The sequence below is a fragment of the Exiguobacterium sp. NPDC077395 genome (assembly GCF_050269125.1).
GTDB classification, from domain to species: Bacteria; Bacillota; Bacilli; order Exiguobacteriales; family Exiguobacteriaceae; genus Exiguobacterium; species Exiguobacterium aestuarii_A.
Map to the genome: position 1 here is coordinate 89,797 of NZ_JBNNHU010000003.1, position 23,913 is coordinate 113,709.

Here is a 23,913-nt window from a genome sequence, read left to right on the forward strand (position 1 = left end):
TCGACTATACTAAGTGCTTGAGGAAAGATATATGTAAAGGAGATACATTATGGAGTGGAAGAACATTTGGCGGGGAATGGCCATGGGAACGAGTGATTTGATTCCTGGTGTAAGCGGCGGTACCATCGCAGTTATTTTAGGCATCTATGATCAATTGATTGAAGCAATCAGCGGTGTATTCAGCCGATATTGGAAAAAGTATATTGGTTTCTTAATCCCGCTAGCGATTGGGATGGGAACAGCCATCATCGCCTTAAGTCGAATTATCGAGTATTTGTTGCTCGAGTATTATGCACCGACACAATTCTTCTTTATCGGATTGATTTTAGGGATCATTCCGTTACTTTTTGTAGAGTTTAAGTCACGTGCATCGATTCGTCCCATTCATGTGATTGCCATGATTGTAGCAACGGTACTTGTAGCGAGCATGGCGTTTCTCAATCCGGTTGATTCGTCTATCATTACGGACGTTACCTTTGGAACAGCGCTCCTCTTGTTCTTGTCTGGGTGGTTAGGAAGTATGGCGATGTTACTTCCTGGAATCAGCGGATCGTTCGTGTTGTTGCTGATTGGGGTTTATCCGACAGTGATCAGCGCCATCTCGAACTTCAATTTACTCATTATCGGAATTGTTGGGGCAGGCGTTGCGGTCGGCTTTATTGTCAGTAGTAAAGTGATTCGCTATTTGTTGGCGAATTTCCCAGGAATGACGTTTTCGGTCATCATCGGATTGGTAGTGGGTTCGCTCGCCGTCGTATTTCCAGGAGTGCCGGCTACGGGGCTCATGTGGGGACTCAGTGTCATCGCGTTCATCGCAGGGATTGTTGTCGTCCGATTGCTCAGTCGCTACTCCGTATAAAACAGCAAGGAGTCCGGGATCACCGGACTCCTTTTTTAATAGATAAACGGAAATAATCGTTTGCGTGACTTTGACCATGATACATACGATTGACCGAAGTGACGGGTCAGCATCCCTTCCTCAATCCGAATCCGATGTAGTAACGCAAGAGCCGTAAGACCGGTACCGATCAAAGCGACTGCCCAATGAAGAAAATACAATGAGAAGCCTAACGTAATGAATAATAATCCTGTATATAAGGGATGGCGTAAGAAACGATAGGGGCCAGAGCTGACGAGCTCGTCTTGAGGACGAACGACAACGTGTCGGGTGAATTGATGACGAAGGTGGAAAATTCCCCAATACCGTAATGATACACCCGCTATGTAAAACGAAAGAGCAAGTATGCGTTGAGCCATTGATGGACGCGCCTCAACAAAGATTGAATAGATGATAGACAAAGAGAACATGACAAGCATCGTCGACGCGACGAAATAAAAGCTTTTTCGCTCGACGGAACCGTCCGTTGCCTCTTTTCGATTACGAAATTTCCATGTCTCCACAAGCCAAAAACAGGACACGATGATCAATGCAAGATCCATCCACTCCATAGCGCACATCCTTCCTTTTGATTCATCTTTCCTTACCCGACCTTCAATGAAGAAAAACCAATGGAGGAAGGTGTTGGGAAAAAGTTTGTAAAAGATAAAGAAACGGGTTATCATCTAATGAGAATGATTATCATTTTTAAGGTGAATAGATCATCTACATAGAAGGGAAGGATACGACGATGGGCGAAGAACAATTTGACGTGACGATTATCGGTGGGGGTCCGGCAGGGTTATATGCTGCTTTTTATAGTGGATTACGAGGCATGAAAACAAAAATAATCGAATTTCAACCTCAACTAGGTGGAAAGCTGCACGTTTATCCAGAAAAAATGGTGTGGGATGTAGGGGGGCTCCTCCCGACGACGGGAGCAAATCTGATCGATCAACTCGTCCAACAAGGCCTCACTTTTTCGCCGACGGTCATCCTAGGGGAGAAAGTGGAGTCGATTTCAAAACGCCAGGATGGATTATTCGGGATTGACACGTCGAATGGTCATCACGTATCCAAAACGGTGATTGTCGCGACCGGGAGCGGTATTCTGAAACCACACAAGGTCGAAATCAGCGGTGCAGAGCGATTTGAATTGTCAAACCTTCATTATACGGTGAAGTCACTAGAACGATTTAAAGGGAAGCGAGTCTTGATTTCAGGTGGTGGAAATAGTGCCGTCGATTGGGCCAATGCACTCGAACCGATTGCGGAGCAAGTCATTTTGGTTTACCGAAAAGAAGAGCTCGGAGGTCATGAAGCGCAAGTCGACAAGGTTAAAGAAAGCCGAGTCGATTGTTGCCCCCAGTCAAAAGTCACGGACTTGATTTCTCATGATGGGCAATCGATTCAGCAAGTGCTGTTAACACAGATTGACACGGGAGAAACAAGTGTGGTCGATGTCGATGAGGTCGTCATCAATCACGGGTATGAACAAGATGCGGAACTCCTTAGGAACAGTGAATTGAACGTCGAAATGGTCAATGGATTTTATGTGAAAGGGAACGCGGGGAGTGAATCGTCCGTTCCGGGATTATATGCTGCAGGTGATATTCTGACGCATGAAGGAAAGGTCCATTTGATTGCAGGGGCATTCCAAGATGCGGCGAATGCGGTGAATCGGGCCAAAACATATATTGACCCGAATGCGACCGCTACGGCAATGGTCTCTTCTCATAACGAACGTCTAAAAGAAAAGAACCGTCAAATCATAGAAGACACTTTATTGAAGCAGTAAGAGCGACGTCTCTTACTGCTTTTGCGTAGGATAATCACAGAGCTCGGTGATGACACCGCCTGAATGACGTGGGTCCATATAGATCAAACGTCGACCCTTTGCGGTCGTACGTAGTGTGTCTTCTAAAAAAGTGATGCCATTTTGTTTGTGTGTAGCGATGGCGATGTCTAAATCTTCTACACGATATGCGATATGATGGACGCCTTTTCCTCGTGCTTTCATGAAACGCGCGATCGGACTCGTATTACTTGTTGGTCGCAACAATTCGATGACATCTTCACCGATGTGAATGACAGCTAGCTCGGTTTCCACCCCAATGGCTGTATTCGTATAACGGTCAATCAGTTCTCCGCCAAGCACAGTTGTATAAAATGTGATCGCTTCGTCTAAATCACGGACGGCGATTCCAGTATGATCGATTTGCATAAACATTCCTCCTCCACCTTCAGTTTGCCTAAAGTTGAACAAAATGTCACTTCACAACGTTTCGACCATATCCGATATAATAAGAGAGGGAGGGACAGCGAAATGAACGGAAAAATCACAATGGGATTGGTGGGCATGTTCGCCCTAGTATCATTTGTGTTTGGACTCTCGCTTGCGACGTTTGTCGATTATCGCATCAATGAAGAGCAAGTTGTGCTCGAACGGTTAACCACCCATAAACAGATTGGTCCGACGGAGTTGCTGTCTACCGAGGTCGATTTTCATTTGAACGGATCGAATTATGCGATTCGTTTCAAGGATGAACCGAACATCACGTATTGGTTCAGTGTCGTAGATCGCCAAATCAAATTTGATCGGATTGAATCGCTCGATTTGAGAGACACGGGACTCCGGACAGAACTGTTTAAGGAAATGCCGCCTTTGGCGATGGAGTCGACAACTGCTGCAGAATAAAAGACGTCGAATGAACAACTTTTTCGTGTGAGAACGAGTTGATACAATCGACGTCTTTTTTATTGATCAATAGAGTGGAGTCGGTAGCACTTGTTGTGTAAGCATATATATCCCGCCTGACGACACTTGAGCACCTTGCTTTCGAAGTGCAAAATTCAAGTCAGATTGCAGGTTGGTCGTAGAAATACGAGCCTCGTCGATATATCTGAACGCATCGTAAAACTTTTGTTGAAGAAAGGAAAGGGCATCCCGCAACATAGATTCGTCACAATCTAACTGAATTTCTTGGACGCACACGTGATACATATGTAGTCGTACTTTCATGATTCCGATTGGTTGGTCACACCAGTTTAATGTGTAGAACAGTGTTTGTTGCCGAGTTTCATGTGCGAATTGTTCATCCGTCATCGGGATGGCGCCCGGTAAGACATGACAATGCGCATTACGAAAAGTGAGCCAATCCGCTCTTCGTGAATAGTCTATCAATTCGAGGGTCCAGTACGTATGCGATGCTTTCTCACAAGGAATGAATGGCAAGTGATACGTATTCGTTTGATGGAATACTTGAAACCCAGTTGCCTCATATATTCGAAGCTTATCTTGATTATGATAGTCCTCTTCCTGAAGATAGTATGTAATTGGGTGTGTGTTTTCACGACTTCGTTCATACATGATTCGGTCAAGCAACCCGCGAAACACATGACGATCAATATATGAGACCTTTGAGAGTTGAATGATTTGAAACGCTTCTAGATGTTCGTCGTTCGCAGCGAATGCAGCTAACGGTATATCTTTATTTAAGGCGCTATACACGTGATGATGGGGCGGCAAGGAAAGAAGCGGGGGTGTCTTCGATAAAGGGTATAATGTTTGAATGGAGATACGTTTCTGGATAGGTAATTGCCTACATTCTACAAAGCGTAGCGCTCGTTTCAAGGAGAATCCTTCTTTCTGTATGAGTTAATAAGTACAATTAAATTGTAAGCGCTATCTTAATTAAAGTTGTATGGCATTTTCATGACACCTGATGGATGAAAATAATCAACATCCTTCATAAAAAAATAAAATAAAATAGATTGTTCGCACATGATTTTGAATAAATGATTAATTATACATGTTGGTCTGTGAGTTTCATCAAATGTCAGACGTGACGTGTGGCGAAGACATGATATACTTAAACACAATGAAACCAATCAATTAGGAGTTTATGATGAAATATATTTATCAACTGATTCTCGTCGCTATGTTGTTCATGATTGCTGCTCCGACTACGGTTATGGCCGAAACTGAACCAGTAGTGATTCATGAGAACATCATTGTCGAAGAAGAGGTAGAGATTCACGAAGGATTTCAATCACCCAATGAGATGGTATATGTCTTCGTATTAATCGTGTTATTATCTGTCGTTGGTTTAGGAATCATGAACACGATCGAATAACGTGAAAACGTTCACAAAAACGCAATAAGTCGTTTGGTAACGGTTACAAACGTTGCTTTATACTTATTTGTGTAGGAAGAAAGTTCTGCACCAACTTTCTGTCCTCCTTTTCAAATGAACACCCCTCGTTCATATCATGTATTGGAGTCAACCGATGTCATCGATTGACTCCCTTTTTTTGTCTGATCTAAAATCGAATACGTTTTTCTTTTGCTAATCGTTTTAATCGCTTTGTTTCATCCGTATGACCATGACTTTCTAAAAAATCGACGTAGACACGGAACGGTTCGGAACGATGTGAAAAGAAAGGGATATACTCTGAAAATAGCTTCTGTTCGGCTTCTTGTAAGTTACCTTCGGCGACGAGGAGGCGGAGCTCTAACATTTTAAGAGCTTGATAGTTTTCAAGTGCGGTATCTTCTGTCTGGGATTTTTCTAACATCCGCTCACACAGTTTGAGAATGCGTGCGTGAAGAATCTTTCTCGTGTTGGCTTGGCTGTGTTCAATCGGCAAGGTTGATAGTAAATCGATTCGTGTGGAATCCACGTCTTTTGGCACGTGGAGGGCAGTATATAAAGCGCGGTCAATCCAGACGGTATCAATGGGTGCGTCTAGTTGGTAGTAGTGGATGAGTTTTTGGAGCATCGTGACTTGTGAGATTTTCAATAGGCGAAACGGGTCGCTCGTTGAAAAGAGAGGTTCTTCTCCGGCTGACGTTGACAGAAGATAAAACATCTCTTCATACATCGTGCGTGCCTCTGTATATTCTTCGGCATAGTGGGCTAAATCGCGGATGATTTTTTTGGCGTGGATATACCAATTTTTTTGATCACGATCGGACATGACTTGATTGGGACGAATATATAAATGTTCATATGCTGAATCGACAAAACGTTCAGCTAACGTAATCGTTTGTGAGAGCGAATGACGCTCTTCCGAATGTTTTTTTTCTTTATAGCGTGTGAACTGGCTGATCATAAAATCAAAGTCTTGATCATCAATCACATCTTTTGGAGTATGACGATACATCTCGACCAATAAATCACGTAACGTCGCCTCACCATATTGCTCCAACAACATGCGTAATTTTCCGATGCGCATCAGCTCTCCTCCTTTCATTCATACTTGTTGTATGCATCTCTGATTTGGGCAGACATCAATTATTATTCCTTTCCCGGATTTCATCTGAAACAATCATATGGTCTCATGCTTAAGACGGATTTTCCTTAGAAACGTTGTCAGATCAATGCGGGTTCGGGATAATAGAGAAAAATTGATAAAGTTGAGGATTGAAAATATGAAAGATGATCAACGTTTATCGCGTGTAGAACGTAGAAAGCGCGAACTCGAACAACAAGAAATCGAAGCGTCTCGTTTGAATCATGAGCAATCAACGGACGAGCGACAGAATATAAATGAAGTATCGGAACCGGATCGACATCAAGAAAGGACGACTTCTCAGTCGGAGCATCCTTTCTTAAACGAGAAATCGTCAGAAGCGTCGAAGTCAACTGAGGGAACATCGAAAAACCGGCGAAAACGGATGCCTCGAATGCTGTCATTCTCAAAACCAAAGCGCAAAACGTCTCGACCTAAGTCAAATCATGCTGCGCAGCAATCAAGACCGTCCAATCCGTCAAAACCATCAAAAGGTGAAGTCGATCAATCAGCAAAACCAGCAACTAAACGAAAGCGTAAATGGAAAGGGAAAGTGGCCCTTCTTCTCATTCTCATGTTGCTTGTCGGAGGGTATGTCGCGACTTCTCCGTTCACGTTCCTCATTATGGGAAGTGACGCACGGGTGGGGGAATCCCTCTCGGGGTCCCGCACAGATTCTCTACAATTGATGGAATTTGTCCCTCGTTCACGTACTGTTCAAAACGTGTCGATTCCACGCGATACGTATACGGCCATTCCATGTGAGCCAGACCGGGATGGCGATAAAATCACCCATGCTTTCGCTTATGGTGGTGCAACGTGTACGGTAGGTGCTGTTGAAGGACTGACCGATGCGTCGGTTGATGGACAAGTCGTGATCACATTTGAGTCGTTCATGGAATTGATTGATTTGATTGGTGGTGTCAATGTGACGGCAACACACTCGTTCAGTGAGAAAGGGTTCAACCAGACGTATGAATATACGGAAGGTGTCTCTTATGCGATGGATGGAGACATGGCACTTGCCTATGCGAGACACCGTAAGTCGGATACGGACGGTGCCCGTTCGAATCGTCAAACCGAAGTCATGACAGCCGTCGCAGAAAAATTGGCTAGTCCTTCGGGCTGGACGAAGATTCCGGCAACGTATCGTTTCATGAAAGAGGAAATGGGTCTTGAGATGAATGTCTTACAAATGGCGTCTGTCGGTCTGACGATGATCTCGAACCCGGACGTGAATAAGATGCAAATTGAAGGACAAGATGCTTATATCAACAATGTCTATTACTACGAACCGTTAGAAGAGAGTGTGCAATCCATTCGGGATGCCCTCGATTTATCGATGTGGGGAACGGTCAGATAATTTTAAGAAAAGGGTTTGATTCTGACTTGAAAGAGGAATTTTAAACAAATGAACTACTCTTTTGAGGAGGGAAATTTGAATGAAAGTATTAGTCATTGGAGCAACAGGAAAGATCGGGAAACGTGTATTGAAAAGTCTAGCGAAGACCCATCAAGTGACCGCTTTAATTCGTTATCCTGAACTACAAGCAGAGTACGAGAAAATGGGTGCGCGCGTATTGACGGTTGATGTCGAGAAAGAACTTGAGAAAAAGGTTCATGAGGCGACAAGTGGACAAGATGCAGTCATCATTGCGGCGACTGCTGGCGCAGACGGATCGAGTACCGAAATTGAACTGCTCGACCGAAACGTCGCGATGAACGCGATTGATGCTGCTAAAAAAGAACGAGTACGTCACGTCGTCTTGCTCAGTGCATATGGCGCGGACCAACCGAATTCCGCACCAAAGGAACTCTTTAACTTTCTGTCAGCCAACAATGCCGCCGACGAATACATCGAACATAGCGGTTTGAACTATACGATCATTTGCCCAGTGACCATTGTCGATGAACCGAGTAAAGGTTCCATCGAAGCATCTGAAGACTTGAACGATGCAGACGGTGCAACGATTTCCGAGACAGATGTCGCGACTGTCATCTCTGCATCTCTTGACAACCGTGGACTATACGGTCGCCGAATCGAAATCAAGTCGGGTAGTACGCCGATTAATGAAGCGCTTGATTTTGAAGGCCGTGGAGAAGTGGCAAACGGAGGTAGAACGACGTTACGCCGACCACAACGATCATAACGAGTTGAGGAGAAGATGATATGGAACGAAAATTGTATAAAGATCAGAATAATAAAATGATTGCCGGGGTCTGTTCAGGGCTTGGGAACTATCTAGGAGTGGACGTCACGATCATGCGTGTTCTGTTTGTGGCAATGGCGCTCTTAGGTGGTCCAGGGCTTCTGATTTATATCGTTCTGGCCATCATCATGAAAAAGCCGCCATCAGAATATGAGGCGGAACAAGAAGATCGTTTTTAACGAAAACAAGCAATCCGACATGACTGTCGGATTGCTTTTATTTTTCGATGTATAAGGTGTAGCTTGCTTCGAACGTCTCGTCTGGGGCAAGGAGTTGAACTCCTTCTTTGTGTAGAAAATCTTTTCGGTGTCCTTTGTAATCTGCGTGACCGAACCACGGTTCAAGACAAACGAATGGAGCATCCTTATGGGGTGGTGACCAAATGCCAAAGTGAGTAAATGAAGGGCTTTCCATCACAATTGCAGTTCCTGACGGTTGATGACGTAGCGCGGCGTACTCCACATTTTCGAAAATCAATGCATCGTCGTCAAATAGAGAACGGGTAAGTGGGATGTATTGCCGTTCGCCTAGTGGTTGATAGGCTCCTGTCAAATAAGGTCCTTCTAATAGATAGCGGTCAAGTGTACGTACTTCTCCGAAGTCGATTGTATAGTCCTCGAACGCACCACCCTTAAAAGGGATATTGAATGCGGGATGACCACCGATACTGAACGGTAACATGGTTTCGCCCGGATTATGGACACGATAGGTGACAATGACTTCTTCTCCTACAAGTTGATACGATACGTTCAGAGTAAACGGGAAAGGGTAATGTTGTCTTGATTCGGGTGTATCTTTCAAGGTGAAACGAACGGAAGTTTCAGTCGATGATTCGATGTCGAAAATCGCGTCACGAGCAAATCCGTGTTGACTCATCGTATACGTATTGCCTTCATATACATATTGATCATCCAATAATCGCCCTACAATCGGGAAAAGAATGGGGGCCTGTCGTCCCCAAAACGTAGGATCACCTTGCCATAAGTATTCCGTTTCGTTTATTTTCCAACTAGTCATCTCAGCACCCTGTGCTTTTAACGTAATCTGAACATTTTTGTTTTGAAGTTGCACAATACATACGCTCCTTTACGGTTTGTGATAAGTTAAGTGTAGAAATCTTAAGTAAAACAAACAAGGGGTAAATGATGCGCTTACAAAGAATCGTAATCGGAACGCTCATCCTTCTATTGATTGCTGGGCTTGCCTACAAGGGCTACGAAGAATATATGACGACACAAAAGAAAGAAGAAGCGGTTCCAATCGTCCAAAATGAATCGGTATTAGGAGGGCTCGAAGTGGGGCAACAAGCTCCGGACTTTACCTTGAATACGCTAGAGGGTGAGGGTCTGACCCTTTCACAGTTCCGAGGACAGCCGGTAGTCATTAATTTTTGGGCTTCTTGGTGCCCGCCTTGTCGAGATGAGTTCCCTGAACTGGTTTCGTTTGAAGAAGCGACAGGCATTCCGGTTCTCGGTGTGAATGTCACCAAAAATGAACGACGAGGAAAAGCGGACGTCGAGGCTTTTTTACAGGAGTACCCGGTTGATTTTCCAATCTTGTTAGATGAAGAAGCGGTCGTAGAGCAACAGTATCGTGTCGTCGCGCTACCGACAACGTACGTTTTAGATGAACAAGGAGTCATTGTTGCGAAGCAGACAGGTCCCGTCGACGAAGCGTGGATTCAGCAACAGATCGAAAAGACGTCAATGTGATATTTCAAAAAAAACTGAACGATCTGCCCTTAATGGGAGAGCAGATCGTTCAGCTTTTATAGTGTTGCTTGATCAATGCATCAAAATTTGGGGTCATATCTTCTTCAAGATAATAATGATGATTGTCTCGAATGATTGTATCACCAACACGTGCTTCGGAAGGTAAGAATCGTCTAGGAATGAAACTTGAGCCGTTATTCCATCTCAATACGGCATATTTTCCCTCGATTCGCACCAATGTACCGTACTTAATCATGCCTCTTCCTCCTCGACGAGCAGCTTCTGTCTCTTTTTATCCTTACATCATGTATTCCCACATTCCACAAAAGCTACACATTTTTACGAGTGTCTGTCCAATCGGATAAGGGAAGTTATTCCAAGAAACGCATGAGGATAAATTTGATAAATGTGAAGGAAGTTTGAAGAAAACGCTTTCTTTTTTTAAAATGGTCTTCTATAATGAAAGCACGGGGTGATTATGACGAAACTGTGAACAATGGGGGGATGGTCATGTTTTCTTCTGCAATGATTGGGTTACTCGCTCTGACGGGAGTAACGATCTATGGGGTTGACCGTATGTTCACGGTCCGCTCAGAACGCGTCACAAAGAAATAGGTCTACATAGGGGGAAATCGCAACGTCTTGGGGAGACGTTGCGATTTTTTTAATAGTCTTGTTGACGAGACCGGCGATCGGTCTCTTTTTGTTCCACCATTTTTCGATTACGTTCATGGACACGGTCGAAAAAAGAATGTTTTGGCCACATAGGAGACCAGTGGCGCTCTTCGGGAAGTGCTAAGATGTATTCTTCTGCCGCACTCAAACGTTCAATCATTTGGCTACGATTGTCGCATAGGTCACCATGTCCAGGCACGAACCATTGAACTTCATGTTCATAAATGAGGGTTTGCAACGTTTGTAATGTTTCGAGATATGCGGTCGGATCATGCTCGATAAAAGGTGGCTCGATATTCGAACCGTAATCTCCGCATACGAGTAGGTGCATCGGCTCGATTAGAACAGATAGGTGAGTTGCATCATGGCCAGGTGTCGGGATGAACGTAACGGGTAACGATCCAAGTAGAAGTGTCTGATTCGGTTGAATCACGATATCGATTTCAGGTTTTTGAATCGGGCGATCGATGTAATGCTGTTCATAGAATTCACGAATCTCATCGAGTTGATCGGACGAGTCCGCATCTACAAATGCCTGTGAGGCAATCGTTGTCGCATCCTTGAAACCATAAGCACCGATAATGTGGTCGAAATGATGATGGGTGAAGATGACGTAAAGTGGTCGATTATCTCGTCTTAGCTCGATATCCCGACGAATCGTGGCGATTTCTTCAGGAAGCCATGTGGGGTCAATCAAAAGCATGGCGTCTGGTGTATCGATTAAGGTGGATGTCGTTCGCATCAACGCACTTTCGTAAATCGTGAATGATTGAAGTTTCGCTTGAATCAAAAGAGTTCCTCCTCATCTGATTAGAGTCATTCACTCTTTTCCCCAAAACAATCGATGGAACAACAAAAAAGCAGAAAGTCAGATGACTTTCTGCTTTTGCAAGGTCTCAACCGTGCATTGTATGTGTGCGAGAAGCTCTCGCGTATATGTCGATATTGGAGCGGGTGAAGAGAATCGAACTCTCGTCATCAGCTTGGAAGGCTGAGGTTTTACCATTAAACTACACCCGCATGAAGAAAAAATATGGAGCGGGTGAAGGGAATCGAACCCTCGTCATCAGCTTGGAAGGCTGAGGTTTTACCATTAAACTACACCCGCGTTACGTCTTAACGTTACTTTGATATAATAGCATATCAGATTCTATTTGCAAACCCTTTTTTAAAAAACTTTTTAGGTTGCAGAATCCTATCCACAACGAAGATAATAGAAAAAAGGGGAGAAATCAAATATGAGTGAACGAAAATCATATTTACAACTGATGGGCGAAGGATTTCGAATGTTGAAACAGTCCAAACAAACGGATCAAACAGTGTCTCTTCGAAGCTGGACGTTCTCGATTCATCATGATAATGAATGGTATGTCGTGTTACGTTCGAATCGTGTCAAGTGGGTCGGATTGCCGAGTCATACATTTGATATTGCTCTTGATTCGATTCAAATTGGGAATCTTCGAATCATACGTCACCCTGAATCGAACGAAGTACGTTTGACAATCGATGAAGAATGGGGATTGGAAAATAAGGTTGTTTGTGACAACCTAGAATGGGAAACATTCGTCGATGCGCTCAAACAAGTGAAGGGGGAGTAAGCGTGAGTGAAGAGAGGTTGTATCGAATGGAAGCGGAAGCACGAGGGAGTGCTTGGCGGGCCCGGGTTCTAACAGGGATTCAGCGATTTCGATTTTACAAAGGCGAATTGCTCGCACCATCGAACCGGCCGTATGTCGTCCTGAGCATTTCGCAAGATGAAGGGTCTTTACCTGATCTGATTGAAACCGATATGGGCATCCTCTTGATTCATGAGCGAGTCAGTCCAATCTTTATGAATGTCTGTCCATATGACGTTCAGCTCGTCCGTGTCGAGCTTCATACAAGTACAGGGAAGACTGATCGGTATTGCGCGCTTAATGTGCTCCGACGCTTTGAAATCGAATACCTCGAACACTCGAACGAATTTCGCCCGTTGAGTACGGATCGATTCTATTTCCTATCCAATCAAACGGTTCGAATGAACTTATTTGGACATATGATTGCCCAAGATGTAAATAGCCAACGTCTGTATGTGACCGAACGACTAAAATATGCACTACAAGCGAAAATGGTCACAGGACTGGCATTTAAGCAAGTAAAGGAGAAAACAGCATGAAAGAGTATGAAATTGATGGGTGGTTCCGCCTGACGTATCCGGAACATTACGAATACAGTGAAGAAGAAGACTACGTGAGCTTCTATTCAACAGAAGAGGATGCGCAAGGAACGCTTCAAATCTCCATCTATGAGTCTGAGGATTCACAAGAACCAAGAGAAGCTGTCTTACGCGAGTTAAACACCTTTTTAGGAGAGTTCCCGATTGACGTAAAAATTGCGCCAAGCGTGACTGACGAGACAGGTGACATGACGACAGCTTACGCAAGCGGCATCGAAGACGGGATGCATCTAGATGTATGGTCGTTGACGGACGGAAAACGTCTTTTGTTCATGACGTATGTCGCCGATCAAGTGACGAATGAAAAGATGGAGATCGAATCGATCATCGACTCAGTCGAATGGACATAAAATGAGACACGACGCCAAGTCATAGGCGCGTGTCTCATTTTTTTACTGATATTTTGGAACATCGAAATTGAGTGTGTACGAATCAAGCATTTGATAGACATTATAAATATCTCTCGTTTGAATATCTGCCCAAGCAATATTCGTTGCGTATTGATGCGTGCCTGGTGAATCAGGGTTATAACGCATCTTATAAAGTGTGTTTTGTTTATAAGTCGGATGATTAATGTAGCTAGAACCAATCCAGTAGGCTCCACCGATTACTGCTGCTTCAGGCGTGAACCATTTCTGTTCAAATGCATACTTGGCTCCGCTTCCAAGTGGATTGCTGTCGAAGGCCTGAATGCCATACATATTGTATACGGTAGCGGCTACAGGTCGCTCGGGATAAATGCGGTCACCGTTTGAGTTAATCAAGGCGTTTCCGTCTTTATCAACGGGTACACCCGACGCTAGTTTTGAGGTACCGTTACCCGTTTCATGAAGTGCATGTGAAAGCAGATAGACTTCGTTGATATTATACTGACTGCCGGCATCTACGAACGCTTGACCTAATCCGCTGAGCGTCCCTTTCGACAACAGTAATTTATTGAGCGTTGTCGCTGTCGTTCCAGCACTCTTCGATAAATCCAAAAATTGATAGAACGTGCGCGAATTCGGGTCGATGCCAGTCGGGTCAACATATGTCAACACTTCATTGAGCGATGCCCGACGCCACATGTTGTCAAACACACGAAGGTTGTGACCGGATGGACGGTTGTAAGAAACTGTATAGTATGTGCCTGTCTGTCCAGTGATGGTTACTTTTTCGCCCGGATTGATTTGACCGTATGGATGAGATGTAAGGCTTGGTTGGCTTAAAATATTGGCCTTACCGACGACGGAACTCAATGTGATATAACCCGTTGCCGTACCGTATTTGACTTTATACCAAGAAGAGGAAGCGCGTTCTACATATTGAACTGTTGCTCCTTTTGGAATAGTGGCTACTGTCACAGAACTTGATGTGGCAGATGATTTTAACGCAGCACCCACATTTGAGATGACGGTCATATCCTGATTGACGATGGTACCCACGTTATCAGTGACACTGACCCAAGCTCTTGGCAAATAAGCTTTTTCGTAGCGATGGAAATCTGTCAAGGCGATTTGATTATATTGGCGCTCTGCCATGTCACGAACAGTCATCGGATAACTTGTATAGAATACGTTCTTGATGACACCGCTTCCCGGGGGCGTTGTCGTGACAGGAATTGCGTAATCCATATGAATATAGTTTCCACTATACGTACCGTTCGTTAATAATCCCCAATCTGAACCGACGATTGGTTTCACACTGACAATCGTCCCGGTGTTCAACGTTCCAGCAAGGTTGTCTGGAAGTTGTGCAGGAGTAGAACGTACGTTTAATGTACTTCCACCTTCTACATAAATCCGGTATTCGGCTTCTGGACCGTACTGTTCAGTCGGTGTTGTTGTCGGTGGCGTCAACGCAAAGTCACGAGCAGCGACATAACCAGTCGTATTGTTGTAACGCACTTGATACCATGAACCAGTCGCTCCAAATTTAGCGAATTGATCAACTTTAGCCCCTTTTGGGATGGTCTGTAGCACCGTTTTAGAACTAGACATCGAAGAATATAACTTCGTTTCTTGTTGAGCGTAATACGGTGTCACCACTTGCGTGAATTTCTCAGATAGATCACGTGTCGGGACATATCCTGTCGTAGACTGATAGGTCACTTTAGACCATGATCCAGTCGCGCCATGAGTCGAAAGTTGAGATACCGCCGTGCCAGGCGTTAACGTACGGATAGCTTTTTTAGTTGATGACATAGAGTTGTAAAGCGTCGTTTGATTACTAATATACATCGGTTTAGGTGCCGTCAGCGATTGGAGGTCGCGCATGGCCACATATCCAGTAATTCCGTTGTAAGAAATCTTACCCCACGAATTTGTCGCACCATATAAAGATTGAAGACTGACTTTCGCGCCTTTCGGGAGAGTCGTCAATACACGAGAAGTCGTCGTAATCGATGCATATACTTTTGTTGAATCAGTTGTCATATGTGTCGGATTCACTTGAGGTGTCACACTTCCACCTTCGTATGCAGAAAAGTATTTTTGAGCGACGTAACCAATTTTCCCGTTATAAGAAACTTTGTACCACGATCCCGTCGCGCCGTGCGTCGAAATATAGTTCACGACCGCATCCTTAGGAATGATCGTCAATACAGCAGAAGAAGTCGTCATTTCAGCTCTTAAATTGACGTTCATTTCCGCAACATATTGCTTCGCAGATGACTGTTCAGCGAAATATTTTTGAGCGACATAACCCGTCTTCCCATTGTAAGAAATTTTGTACCACGAACCCGTCGCCCCATGCGTCGATATGTAAGTGATGGTCGCACCTTTCGGGATTGCGCTTACGACAGAAGATGAGGTCGTCATCGATGAATACATACTTGTCGCTTCTTTAGCGATATATAGCGCAGTAGAAGCAGTAGAAGTAGTAGATGTAGAAGACTTGGAAATAGATGTATTGACGGTTAAATATTCGGAAGCGACATAACGTGTTTGACCCTCAAATTCGATTTGTGCCCAATCGTTATTTGATGAATAGACGTTTACCGTTGTTCCTTCTGTTAGTTTCCCAACAATCGATGAAGTCGTAGACGAGTCAGAACGAACATTTAAAATCTTTGTGTTGACGGTTCCTTCATATGTTGCTGCGTATGATGGAGTGGGAGCCAATCCACTAAATAACGAGGTCGAAACAAGGACGGCTGCACTCAATCGTGTAAGGTTTGATTTCAAAGTCTATTTACTCCTTTCACCAACCGATTGGTCATCGGTCGATGTAGATAATTTTCACTATGCGGTCTAAGTATAACGTACTTAAATTTTGATAAGAAGGTTATCTTTTAAAAAAGAGGTGAATCCTTGAAGTGAAATGTATGAAAAATGGAAAATAAAAAAGCTCCTTCAAAAAGGAGCTTAAACCATTTAATGGGTTTTGTTTTGTTTCATCCACATGAGTATGTCTGACCATACTTGTTCCCGGTCCGCTTCACGCAAAATTTCATGTCGGGCATCGTCATATGTCGCAACGGACAGTTCGACGTCCGCCTTGCGATATTTTTCGATGATTCCGTTCAATCCCTCCCCGTCATGGATCACAGGGTCGTCCATCCCGGCGACGAGCAACATCGGGAGAGACTTCGGATGCTCATGAATGCGTGCGACGGTCGTGACATCAAGTGAGGCACGGGTCACTTCATGTAAAAATCCGAGTGAGGGAAGCCCCCCACAATTCGAATCATCGATATACGAATCGACTTCCTCGGGGACGCTTGATAGCCAGTCACTATCCGTTCGAGCAGGCAAAAACTTAAGGTTGTAGCGCCCGAACAAGAGGCGTTCAAAGAAACGTGATTGATGCGTGGCACCTTTACGTTTCATGACGGTAGCGATTAAACGATGCCCGACTTCACCTGCGACCCCAGGGTGTGGAGGCGGAGCGACGATAATCACTCCAGTCAAGGCATGTCCCATGATTTGACCGAGTCGACGAGCGAGCAGAGAACCGAAACTGTGGCCTAACACATAAGTAGGGCGCTCATCTTCGTAACGGTTGATCAGATATTGAGCATCCTCGACAAGTTGCGGAAAGCCCTCGCCCGGAGAGAGGTGTCCATAAGTCTGTTGTTCGTGGGCGCTTGAACCGGCACCTCGTAAGTCGCATATGAACACGTCGTATCCATTTTCTGTTAGAAAATGAGCGAATTCAATATATCTTTCATGGTGTTCAAGCATCCCATGGAAGATGAATATTTTTCCAATGGACTGCTCTGCTCGAATTTCCATTACTTCTGTCTGATATCCGTCTGGATACGTCAACTCCGAAAGAACCATGTGTCATCCTCCTATTAGAAAAGTCCGATTGCTTTTCCAGATTCGTCAATACCCATATTGAGGGCAGCCGGATGCTTCGGTAAGCCCGGCATCGTTAAAACGTTACCTGTGAGAGCAACGAGGAAACCTGCTCCTACTGATGGTTTTAATTCGCGTACCGTAATGGTGAATCCTTGTTGATAACCGAATTTGGAAGGGTCGTCCGATAGAGAGAACGGTGTCTTCGCCATACAAATCGGCAGGTCTGCCCAACCTTTCTGTTCAATCTCAAGCATTTGTTTTTTAGCTTTTGCTGTGAACGTGACATCGGCCGCTCCATATACTTCCCGGGCAATCGTTTTAATCTTTTGTTCAATCGAATCGGTCAATTCGTAAAGTGGTGATAGTTTACTTTCGTTTGACTCAACCGCATCAATGACAGCTTCAGCGAGTTGTTGCCCACCGAGTCCGCCGTTTGCCCATACTTCGCTCAGTGAAGCACGAATCTCATGTGCTGTGCACCAGTCAAGTACCGCTGCGATCTCTTCTTCGGTATCTGAATTGAAACGATTTAAGGCAACGACAGTCGGGAGACCAAGTTTTTTCATCGTGTCGATATGTTTCGCAAGCAGTTTCATCCCTTTACCGACCGCACCGACATTCTCGATATGGAGTTGGTCTTTCGCCACACCGCCATGCATTTTCAAAGCACGAACGGTCGCAACGAGCACAACCGCATTTGGATTTAATTCTCCAACACGAGACTTGATATGGCAGAACTTTTCTGCTCCGAGGTCGGCTCCAAATCCTGCTTCTGTCACTACATATTCGCCTAGTTTTAATGCTGTTTTTGTCGCAATGAGCGAGTTACAGCCGTGGGCGATATTCGCAAACGGTCCACCATGGACGAGGGCAGGGGTTTGTTCAATCGTCTGAACTAAATTTGGTTTGAACGCTTCTTTCAACAGCAATGTTGCCGCACCAGCTGCTCCGATATGTTCAGCGGTGATCGGTTCTTGTTGATGATCATAAGCAACGACGATTCGCTTAATCCGATCTTCGAGGTCTTTTAAAGAATCTGCGAGACAGAGAATGGCCATAATTTCAGAGGCGACAGTAATATCGAATCCTTCTTCACGTGGTACGCCATGAGCGGGACCACCGAGACCGACAGTGACTTGACGAAGGGCGCGGTCGTTCAAATCGAGCACGCGTTTCCAAACAATTTGACGAACATCGATGCCGAGGTCGTTTCCTTGATGAAGGTGATTGTCAATCATGGCGCTGATCGTATTATGAGCTGACGTGATGGCGTGCATGTCTCCTGTGAAGTGGAGGTTGATGTCTTCCATCGGAAGAACTTGACTGAAACCACCGCCAGCCGCTCCACCTTTTAAGCCCATCGTCGGTCCGAGTGAAGGTTCGCGAAGGCAGACGATTGCCTGTTTATTCAATTGGTTCAAGGCTTGGCCGAGTCCGACCGTAACCGTCGATTTTCCTTCTCCAGCTGGCGTTGGATTGATGGCTGTAACGAGTACAAGTTTTCCATCTTTTTTTGTCTTCACACGCTCGAGGACATCATAAGAGAGTTTGGCTTTGTATTTTCCGTAAAGATCAAGATCGTCTTCTTGTAATCCGATTTTTGCTGCAATCTCTTTGATGGGCAATGTTTTAGCTTGTTGTGCGATGGTTAGGTCAGATAATGGTTTCGTTGTTGTCATAAAAAAGTACCTCCGTTTTTCGAACGATATGTTTTTATATATTATTTAATATTCGGTTTTGGTGTTTTTAAGCACGAAACGAATGAATTCATGTCCAACCCGTTCGTAATATCATTGATTTTATCATAACTCATCAGATCGTGAAATTCATTCATTCCGTTCAATATTTTCCACCCTTTCCGTCAAATGTATCCGTTTTCATAAAAGATTCTTCACGATACATTGATAGTGGAGGCGATACACATGACTGAAACTTCGAAACGGATGAAACGAAGACGAAATTGGAAGAAACCAGCGAGTTTTGTAGCATTTGTCGGACCTGCTTTTCTAGCGTTCGTCGCGATCGTGCTCATTCCGTTCTTCAATGGGATCTACTATAGTTTTACGGATTGGAACGGTGTGACCGGAGAATTGAATTTTGTCGGATTTGATAATTATCAGCGACTATTCTTTGAAGATGAACAGTTCCGCGCTTCATTTTGGATTACGACAAAATATACGATTATCTCTGTCTTACTGACGAACATCGTTGGATTCTCGTTGGCATTGCTGTTGACGATGAATATTAAAACACGAAATTTCTTGCGTACAATCTTCTTCATGCCAAACTTGATTGGTGGATTGATTCTCGGATTCATTTGGCAGTTCATTTATGTTAAAGGGTTTGCCTCAATCGGAGCGTTGACGGGTTGGAGTTTATTTGAATTACCGTGGCTCGGGGATGCGCAAACAGCATTCTGGGGAATCGTCATTGTCGCCATCTGGCAAGGAGGCGGTTATGTCATGGTCATCTACATCGCGGCGCTACAAAATGTACCGACGGATTTGATGGAGGCGGCTCGGATTGACGGAGCCAACCGTTTCAAAATGCTTCGTCACATCACGTTGCCGATGATTATGCCGTCCATCACCATCTGTTTATTCTTGACGATTTCTTGGTCGTTCAAAGTGTTTGATACGAACTTATCACTCACAAACGGCGGACCGTTCAAATCAACGGAGATGTTAGCTTTAAATATTTATACGGAGTCTTTTGTGAATAATAACTATGGTCTTGGGTCAGCGAAAGCGGTCATCTTCTTCTTGGTCGTGGCTGCGATTACGGTGACACAAGTGTACGTGACGAAGAAACGGGAGGTAGAAGCATGACGACTGAGAAATTGGAACATGTCGAGAGAAACATAGAGAAAACACCGAAGCGCGTTCCGCAACGTCCACTTCGCCCGGGAACATATTCTTGGAACCTTGGAATCATTGAGCTCGTCGCCATCTTGCTTGGACTTCTCTATTTGGTCCCGTTCTATTACGTTGTTGCCAATTCGTTTAAATCGATGGCTGAAATCTTTACGAACACATCGGCGTTGCCGAATGAGTGGTTGACGTCAAACTATACGGAAGCATGGGAAGCGATGAATTATGGACGTGTGTTTTTAAACTCGCTGTTCATTACAGTCGGGGCGAATGCAATCATCGTCATCTTCACATCGATGGCAGCGTGGAAACTTGTTCGGACGAAGCATTGGATTTCTACGATGATTTTCTTCTTATTCGTGGCAGCGATGGTCATTCCGTTCCAATCGATCATGATTCCGCTTGTGAAAGTCTCAAGCATTCTCGGGCTACTCAACAGTCATTGGGGACTGATGGTCATGTATCTCGGATTTGGTTCTGGAATCTCCGTGTTCCTATACCACGGATTCATGAAATCGATTCCCGAAGAGATTGAAGAAGCCGCAATCATCGATGGTTGTTCAACATGGGGCGTCTTTTGGCGCATCGTCTTCCCGTTACTCAAGCCGATCACGGTGACGATCGTCATCTTGAATAGCCTATGGATTTGGAACGACTTCTTATTGCCATCACTTGTTCTCCGTGATGTGGAGTTGCGGACCATCCCGCTCGCAACGTTCTATTTCTTTGGGCAGTACACGAAGCAATGGGATTTGGCGTTAGCTGGTTTAGTGTTAGGAATCGTTCCACTTTTAGTCTTTTTCTTCGGTATGCAAAAACATATCATCAAAGGGATTACAAGTGGCTCGATTAAATAACCCTCCCAAGGGAATCCTCCGTTCGCTACACGGAGGATTAATTTTTTTTGAAAAAAGTCGTTGACATTAGTCTGAATATTTATAATAATGAACTCAATTCAATTGTGAACGACGTCGAAAGGACGAGTACACGAAGGTAGTGAGTCAAGCGATCCGGGGGTGGTGTGAGCCCGGTCTTAACCCTTCGTCGAAAAACTTCCTGGAGTCGCTACCCGAACGCTTTGCCAGTAGACGTAGCCGGACCGCTCCCCGTTATCGGAGTTACGAGATGATTGTCTCGAAAAAGTGAGTAGATTCGTCTACTAATTTGGGTGGCACCGCGGAACCGAAGTCTTCCGTCCCATGTTCAATGGGAATGGAGGGCTTTTTTTCATGGCTTCATTTTCAAATATTCCACAATTGGAGGAAACGGAAAATGACAACAGCAACAAGCACGATGAAGGAAAGACAGCAGACAATCGCAACAGTAAAGGCACTCTTCGAGGAGAAGGTCTCACGTGAACTCGGACTCACGCAAGTGCAGGCACCACTATTCGTGGAGTCGGCAAGTGGTGTCAACGACCATTTAAACGGCGTGGAGCGCATCATTCAGTTCGATACGATGTATCCAGGACATGAACTTGAAATCGTTCAATCGCTTGCGAAATGGAAACGTGAGGCACTCGGACGTTATGGATTCGGAGTCGGAGAGGGGTTATACACGCAAATGCGCGCCATTCGCCGTGATGAAGAACTCGATGCGACACACTCTCTCTTCGTTGATCAGTGGGACTGGGAGCGGGTCATCGCTCGGGAAGAGCGGACGATGGAATATTTAAAAGCAACGGTCGAGTCGATCTATGCGGCACTCCGTGAAACAGAATCGGAAGTGGAAACAACGTATGGCATTGAAGCGATTCTTCCGGAAGCCATCTATTTCATCACGAGTCAAGAGTTAGAGGACGCATATCCGACGATGACACCGAAAGAACGTGAGAGTGCCATCTGTAAAGAACATGGCGCCGTCTTTATCTCGCAAATTGGTGACCTTCTCGCATCTGGCATGAAGCACGATGGACGTGCGGCTGACTATGACGATTGGTCACTCAACGGTGACATCCTCGTCTGGCATCCAGAACTCGAGTCGGCATTTGAGTTATCATCGATGGGGATCCGGGTAGATGAAACGGCTCTTGACGCACAGCTAAAGAAAGCGGATGCGGACGAGAAACGGGCATATCCATTCCACCAAGGTGTCATCGAAGGCACGCTTCCACTGACGATTGGCGGAGGAATCGGTCAATCACGTGTGGCGATGTATCTCTTGCGTGCGCGCCATATCGGAGAAGTACAAACGTCGGTTTGGCCACAAGAAGTGATTCAGTCGTGCGAAGCAGCTGGCATCAGCTTGTTGTAATATAATAAGAAGAAACACGGAACAGGACTCCAAACGTGAGTCCTGTTTTTCTGTGCAACATTTTCCACCCTATTCGTCAAATTTGACACCTACATTATGGAAGCGTTTTCATTTAAAGTTGATTTTGTAAAGAATGGATCAGGTTAAGGGAGGAAATGAAATGAAACGGAAGTGGAAATTGTCGACTGCGGTCATGACTGCTGGAATGGTACTTTCATTAGCGGCTTGTGGAGGAGGATCTCTTACAGACGAAGGGTCTTCTGAAGGTAGTGCGGATAGCGGTGACAAAAAAGACGTTACGTTAAATGTCTTCCAGTTCAAAGCGGAGATCGCCAAAGATCTTGAAGCGATGGCAAAAGAGTATGAAGAAGAGACTGGCGTCAAAGTGACCGTTCAAACGGTCGGTGGCGGTGCGGACTATGGTGCGGCCCTCAAGTCTCAATTCGCTTCGGGCAATGAACCGGACATCTTTAATAACGGTGGCTTCACAGAAGCACAGACGTGGAAAGACAAACTTGAAGACTTGTCGAGCGAGAAGTGGGTCGGAGATTTGACGGAAGTCGCCAAAGAACCGATGACGATGGATGGTAAACTTTACGGAATGCCGATGAACCTTGAAGGATACGGTTTTATTTATAACAAGGCATTGTTTGAAAAAGCTGGCATTGATGAGTTACCAAAAACACTTTCTGAATTGACTGCAGCAGCAGAAAAATTAGAGAAGGCGGGCATCACACCATTCTCTGTCGGTTATGCAGAGTTTTGGATTTTAGGCATTCATCTCTTAAATATTCCGATGGCGCAGCAAGATGATCCGGATGCGTTCATTCAAGCACTGAACGAAAATAAAGCGAAGTTTGAAGACAACGAACAGTTCCAAGAGTTTTTGAAGCTATTTGATTTGACGATCAAATACGGGAATAAGAATCCATTGACGACAGACTATAATACACAAGTCACACAGTTCGCCCAAGGAGAGACAGCGATGCTCCAACAAGGAAACTGGGCACAACAGATGATTCTCGATGTGAATCCGGATATGGAAATGGGCTTCGTTCCAATTCCAATCAACGACGATGCCGAGAAAATGGACCGTCTTCCGGTTGGTGTCCCGAACAACTGGGTCGTCAACAAGAACTCAAAGTATAAAGAAGAAGCAAAAGATTTCTTAGAGTGGATGGCGACATCTGATACTGGGAAAGACTATATGGTCAACAAATTCAAGTTCATCCCTGCATTCAAGTCGATTGAAGCGAACGACCTCGGACCGCTCGCAGATGACATCCTTGCATATTCGAATGAAGGAAAGACCATCTCGTGGAACTGGTTCAAGTATCCGGATGGTGCGGTGAATGAATACGGTGCACTCATGCAGGCATATGTCGGTGGACAAAAAACAGGTGAAGAGATGCTTCAAGACTTCACGAAAGTATGGCAAGACAAAGTGAAATAAGCGACGCACAGACGGTGAAACGACCCCTTCACCGTCTGTGTTTTTTTTATGAAGAAACTGTCACAAGAAT

The 23,913-nt window shown here is 44.8% G+C and carries 25 protein-coding genes, 2 tRNA genes and 1 other annotated feature; of the genes, 15 read left to right on the plus strand and 12 right to left on the minus strand.

From position 1 onward, the window contains the following. Positions 1-49: 49 nt before the first annotated feature. Positions 50-859, plus strand: coding sequence for a DUF368 domain-containing protein (locus ACQKD4_RS12590; protein ID WP_214696866.1), 810 nt, complete (start codon positions 50-52; stop codon positions 857-859). Between the two features lie 35 nt (positions 860-894). Here ACQKD4_RS12590 and ACQKD4_RS12595 read toward each other — a convergent pair whose 3' ends face one another. Continuing rightward, on the minus strand, positions 895-1,449 hold the full coding sequence (locus tag ACQKD4_RS12595; RefSeq protein WP_427373563.1) for a methyltransferase family protein: 555 nt from the start codon (positions 1,447-1,449) through the stop codon (positions 895-897). A gap of 179 nt (positions 1,450-1,628) precedes the next feature. Between ACQKD4_RS12595 and ACQKD4_RS12600 the strand changes: the two genes are divergently transcribed. Beyond that, positions 1,629-2,675: an NAD(P)/FAD-dependent oxidoreductase gene (locus ACQKD4_RS12600; RefSeq protein WP_427373564.1), complete on the plus strand. Its 1,047-nt coding sequence runs from the start codon at positions 1,629-1,631 to the stop codon at positions 2,673-2,675. 12 nt (positions 2,676-2,687) lie between these two features. On the opposite strand, the gene ACQKD4_RS12605 is transcribed toward ACQKD4_RS12600, so the two are convergent. Then, the gene (locus ACQKD4_RS12605) at positions 2,688-3,101 is read right to left on the minus strand and encodes a VOC family protein (protein WP_371743058.1); all 414 of its coding nucleotides are present in this window, start codon (positions 3,099-3,101) and stop codon (positions 2,688-2,690) included. Between the two features lie 102 nt (positions 3,102-3,203). Here ACQKD4_RS12605 and ACQKD4_RS12610 point away from each other — a divergent pair, with 102 nt between their 5' ends. Then, positions 3,204-3,575, plus strand: coding sequence for a hypothetical protein (locus ACQKD4_RS12610; protein ID WP_074033021.1), 372 nt, complete (start codon positions 3,204-3,206; stop codon positions 3,573-3,575). Between the two features lie 66 nt (positions 3,576-3,641). Here ACQKD4_RS12610 and ACQKD4_RS12615 read toward each other — a convergent pair whose 3' ends face one another. Beyond that, entirely contained in the window at positions 3,642-4,511 is an 870-nt protein-coding gene (locus ACQKD4_RS12615; protein ID WP_427373565.1) for a hypothetical protein, read from the minus strand. A gap of 274 nt (positions 4,512-4,785) precedes the next feature. Here ACQKD4_RS12615 and ACQKD4_RS12620 point away from each other — a divergent pair, with 274 nt between their 5' ends. Continuing rightward, positions 4,786-5,013: a hypothetical protein gene (locus ACQKD4_RS12620; RefSeq protein ID WP_074033023.1), complete on the plus strand. Its 228-nt coding sequence runs from the start codon at positions 4,786-4,788 to the stop codon at positions 5,011-5,013. A gap of 187 nt (positions 5,014-5,200) precedes the next feature. Here ACQKD4_RS12620 and ACQKD4_RS12625 read toward each other — a convergent pair whose 3' ends face one another. Then, positions 5,201-6,115: a hypothetical protein gene (locus ACQKD4_RS12625; RefSeq protein WP_074033024.1), complete on the minus strand. Its 915-nt coding sequence runs from the start codon at positions 6,113-6,115 to the stop codon at positions 5,201-5,203. 196 nt (positions 6,116-6,311) lie between these two features. Between ACQKD4_RS12625 and ACQKD4_RS12630 the strand changes: the two genes are divergently transcribed. The 3 genes from ACQKD4_RS12630 to ACQKD4_RS12640 all read left to right on the plus strand — a co-directional run bounded on the left by ACQKD4_RS12630 (position 6,312) and on the right by ACQKD4_RS12640 (position 8,561). Continuing rightward, positions 6,312-7,535: an LCP family protein gene (locus ACQKD4_RS12630; protein WP_427373567.1), complete on the plus strand. Its 1,224-nt coding sequence runs from the start codon at positions 6,312-6,314 to the stop codon at positions 7,533-7,535. Positions 7,536-7,614: 79 nt separating this feature from the next. After that, a complete protein-coding gene (locus ACQKD4_RS12635) occupies positions 7,615-8,322 on the plus strand; it encodes an NAD(P)-binding oxidoreductase (protein WP_427373568.1) in 708 nt (235 codons plus the stop codon). A gap of 20 nt (positions 8,323-8,342) precedes the next feature. After that, positions 8,343-8,561, plus strand: coding sequence for a PspC domain-containing protein (locus ACQKD4_RS12640; RefSeq protein WP_074033027.1), 219 nt, complete (start codon positions 8,343-8,345; stop codon positions 8,559-8,561). 37 nt (positions 8,562-8,598) lie between these two features. Here ACQKD4_RS12640 and ACQKD4_RS12645 read toward each other — a convergent pair whose 3' ends face one another. Beyond that, complete coding sequence (locus ACQKD4_RS12645) at positions 8,599-9,453, minus strand: aldose 1-epimerase family protein (RefSeq protein WP_427373569.1); 855 nt, start codon at positions 9,451-9,453, stop codon at positions 8,599-8,601. Between the two features lie 74 nt (positions 9,454-9,527). Between ACQKD4_RS12645 and ACQKD4_RS12650 the strand changes: the two genes are divergently transcribed. Continuing rightward, positions 9,528-10,094 carry a TlpA family protein disulfide reductase gene (locus ACQKD4_RS12650; protein ID WP_427373570.1) on the plus strand — a complete coding sequence of 189 codons (567 nt, stop codon included), beginning with the start codon at positions 9,528-9,530 and terminating at the stop codon, positions 10,092-10,094. Positions 10,095-10,143: 49 nt separating this feature from the next. On the opposite strand, the gene ACQKD4_RS12655 is transcribed toward ACQKD4_RS12650, so the two are convergent. From ACQKD4_RS12655 to ACQKD4_RS12670, 4 genes are all read right to left on the minus strand, one after another. Then, a complete protein-coding gene (locus ACQKD4_RS12655; RefSeq protein ID WP_015880796.1) occupies positions 10,144-10,350 on the minus strand; it encodes a DUF3006 domain-containing protein in 207 nt (68 codons plus the stop codon). A gap of 408 nt (positions 10,351-10,758) precedes the next feature. Further along, positions 10,759-11,559 (minus strand): MBL fold metallo-hydrolase, encoded by an 801-nt coding sequence (locus ACQKD4_RS12660; RefSeq protein WP_427373571.1) that lies wholly within the window; start codon positions 11,557-11,559, stop codon positions 10,759-10,761. 156 nt (positions 11,560-11,715) lie between these two features. Next, positions 11,716-11,789 (minus strand) — tRNA-Gly (locus tag ACQKD4_RS12665). Between the two features lie 14 nt (positions 11,790-11,803). After that, positions 11,804-11,877, minus strand: a tRNA-Gly gene (locus ACQKD4_RS12670). 130 nt (positions 11,878-12,007) lie between these two features. Here ACQKD4_RS12670 and ACQKD4_RS12675 point away from each other — a divergent pair. Genes ACQKD4_RS12675 through ACQKD4_RS12685 form a run of 3 tightly spaced genes read left to right on the plus strand, consistent with a single transcriptional unit; the run spans position 12,008 to position 13,334 of the window. Beyond that, entirely contained in the window at positions 12,008-12,367 is a 360-nt protein-coding gene (locus ACQKD4_RS12675; protein ID WP_214696459.1) for a hypothetical protein, read from the plus strand. Positions 12,368-12,369: 2 nt separating this feature from the next. Continuing rightward, entirely contained in the window at positions 12,370-12,924 is a 555-nt protein-coding gene (locus tag ACQKD4_RS12680) for a hypothetical protein (RefSeq protein ID WP_224863319.1), read from the plus strand. After that, the gene (locus tag ACQKD4_RS12685) at positions 12,921-13,334 is read left to right on the plus strand and encodes a DUF3805 domain-containing protein (protein WP_074033032.1); all 414 of its coding nucleotides are present in this window, start codon (positions 12,921-12,923) and stop codon (positions 13,332-13,334) included. The genes ACQKD4_RS12680 and ACQKD4_RS12685 overlap by 4 nt, the downstream gene beginning before the upstream one ends. A 42-nt stretch (positions 13,335-13,376) precedes the next feature. Here the strand turns inward: ACQKD4_RS12685 and ACQKD4_RS12690 are convergent, their stop codons facing one another. From ACQKD4_RS12690 to ACQKD4_RS12700, 3 genes are all read right to left on the minus strand, one after another. Continuing rightward, positions 13,377-16,148, minus strand: coding sequence for an SH3 domain-containing protein (locus ACQKD4_RS12690; protein ID WP_427373572.1), 2,772 nt, complete (start codon positions 16,146-16,148; stop codon positions 13,377-13,379). A gap of 189 nt (positions 16,149-16,337) precedes the next feature. Next, the gene (locus ACQKD4_RS12695; RefSeq protein ID WP_427373573.1) at positions 16,338-17,246 is read right to left on the minus strand and encodes an alpha/beta fold hydrolase; all 909 of its coding nucleotides are present in this window, start codon (positions 17,244-17,246) and stop codon (positions 16,338-16,340) included. Between the two features lie 14 nt (positions 17,247-17,260). Continuing rightward, positions 17,261-18,946, minus strand: a complete 1,686-nt coding sequence (locus tag ACQKD4_RS12700) for a formate--tetrahydrofolate ligase (protein WP_427373574.1) — start codon at positions 18,944-18,946, stop codon at positions 17,261-17,263. 243 nt (positions 18,947-19,189) lie between these two features. Here ACQKD4_RS12700 and ACQKD4_RS12705 point away from each other — a divergent pair, with 243 nt between their 5' ends. The 4 genes from ACQKD4_RS12705 to ACQKD4_RS12720 all read left to right on the plus strand — a co-directional run bounded on the left by ACQKD4_RS12705 (position 19,190) and on the right by ACQKD4_RS12720 (position 23,843). After that, entirely contained in the window at positions 19,190-20,095 is a 906-nt protein-coding gene (locus ACQKD4_RS12705) for a carbohydrate ABC transporter permease (protein WP_427373576.1), read from the plus strand. Beyond that, positions 20,092-20,994, plus strand: coding sequence for a carbohydrate ABC transporter permease (locus ACQKD4_RS12710; RefSeq protein ID WP_083600080.1), 903 nt, complete (start codon positions 20,092-20,094; stop codon positions 20,992-20,994). Before ACQKD4_RS12705 ends, ACQKD4_RS12710 begins: the two co-directional genes overlap by 4 nt. Before the next feature lie 105 nt (positions 20,995-21,099). Further along, positions 21,100-21,340, plus strand: a binding site (T-box leader). A 69-nt stretch (positions 21,341-21,409) separates the two neighbouring features. Then, complete coding sequence (gene asnA, locus ACQKD4_RS12715) at positions 21,410-22,390, plus strand: aspartate--ammonia ligase (RefSeq protein ID WP_427373578.1); 981 nt, start codon at positions 21,410-21,412, stop codon at positions 22,388-22,390. A gap of 160 nt (positions 22,391-22,550) precedes the next feature. After that, complete coding sequence (locus ACQKD4_RS12720) at positions 22,551-23,843, plus strand: ABC transporter substrate-binding protein (RefSeq protein ID WP_214785719.1); 1,293 nt, start codon at positions 22,551-22,553, stop codon at positions 23,841-23,843. Positions 23,844-23,913: the final 70 nt, after the last annotated feature.

What these genes read in the sequence shown, in the direction of transcription:
- ACQKD4_RS12700 (WP_427373574.1), bottom strand. Translation starts at nt 18,946, where the DNA reads ATGACAACAACGAAACCATTATCTGACCTAACCATCGCACAACAAGCT.
- asnA (WP_427373578.1), top strand. Translation starts at nt 21,410, where the DNA reads ATGACAACAGCAACAAGCACGATGAAGGAAAGACAGCAGACAATCGCA.
- ACQKD4_RS12605 (WP_371743058.1), bottom strand. Translation starts at nt 3,101, where the DNA reads ATGCAAATCGATCATACTGGAATCGCCGTCCGTGATTTAGACGAAGCG.
- ACQKD4_RS12685 (WP_074033032.1), top strand. Translation starts at nt 12,921, where the DNA reads ATGAAAGAGTATGAAATTGATGGGTGGTTCCGCCTGACGTATCCGGAA.
- ACQKD4_RS12595 (WP_427373563.1), bottom strand. Translation starts at nt 1,449, where the DNA reads ATGGAGTGGATGGATCTTGCATTGATCATCGTGTCCTGTTTTTGGCTT.
- ACQKD4_RS12625 (WP_074033024.1), bottom strand. Translation starts at nt 6,115, where the DNA reads ATGCGCATCGGAAAATTACGCATGTTGTTGGAGCAATATGGTGAGGCG.
- ACQKD4_RS12600 (WP_427373564.1), top strand. Translation starts at nt 1,629, where the DNA reads ATGGGCGAAGAACAATTTGACGTGACGATTATCGGTGGGGGTCCGGCA.
- ACQKD4_RS12720 (WP_214785719.1), top strand. Translation starts at nt 22,551, where the DNA reads ATGAAACGGAAGTGGAAATTGTCGACTGCGGTCATGACTGCTGGAATG.
- ACQKD4_RS12650 (WP_427373570.1), top strand. Translation starts at nt 9,528, where the DNA reads ATGCGCTTACAAAGAATCGTAATCGGAACGCTCATCCTTCTATTGATT.
- ACQKD4_RS12635 (WP_427373568.1), top strand. Translation starts at nt 7,615, where the DNA reads ATGAAAGTATTAGTCATTGGAGCAACAGGAAAGATCGGGAAACGTGTA.
- ACQKD4_RS12675 (WP_214696459.1), top strand. Translation starts at nt 12,008, where the DNA reads ATGAGTGAACGAAAATCATATTTACAACTGATGGGCGAAGGATTTCGA.
- ACQKD4_RS12630 (WP_427373567.1), top strand. Translation starts at nt 6,312, where the DNA reads ATGAAAGATGATCAACGTTTATCGCGTGTAGAACGTAGAAAGCGCGAA.
- ACQKD4_RS12590 (WP_214696866.1), top strand. Translation starts at nt 50, where the DNA reads ATGGAGTGGAAGAACATTTGGCGGGGAATGGCCATGGGAACGAGTGAT.
- ACQKD4_RS12695 (WP_427373573.1), bottom strand. Translation starts at nt 17,246, where the DNA reads ATGGTTCTTTCGGAGTTGACGTATCCAGACGGATATCAGACAGAAGTA.
- ACQKD4_RS12705 (WP_427373576.1), top strand. Translation starts at nt 19,190, where the DNA reads ATGACTGAAACTTCGAAACGGATGAAACGAAGACGAAATTGGAAGAAA.
- ACQKD4_RS12655 (WP_015880796.1), bottom strand. Translation starts at nt 10,350, where the DNA reads ATGATTAAGTACGGTACATTGGTGCGAATCGAGGGAAAATATGCCGTA.
- ACQKD4_RS12610 (WP_074033021.1), top strand. Translation starts at nt 3,204, where the DNA reads ATGAACGGAAAAATCACAATGGGATTGGTGGGCATGTTCGCCCTAGTA.
- ACQKD4_RS12620 (WP_074033023.1), top strand. Translation starts at nt 4,786, where the DNA reads ATGAAATATATTTATCAACTGATTCTCGTCGCTATGTTGTTCATGATT.
- ACQKD4_RS12640 (WP_074033027.1), top strand. Translation starts at nt 8,343, where the DNA reads ATGGAACGAAAATTGTATAAAGATCAGAATAATAAAATGATTGCCGGG.
- ACQKD4_RS12710 (WP_083600080.1), top strand. Translation starts at nt 20,092, where the DNA reads ATGACGACTGAGAAATTGGAACATGTCGAGAGAAACATAGAGAAAACA.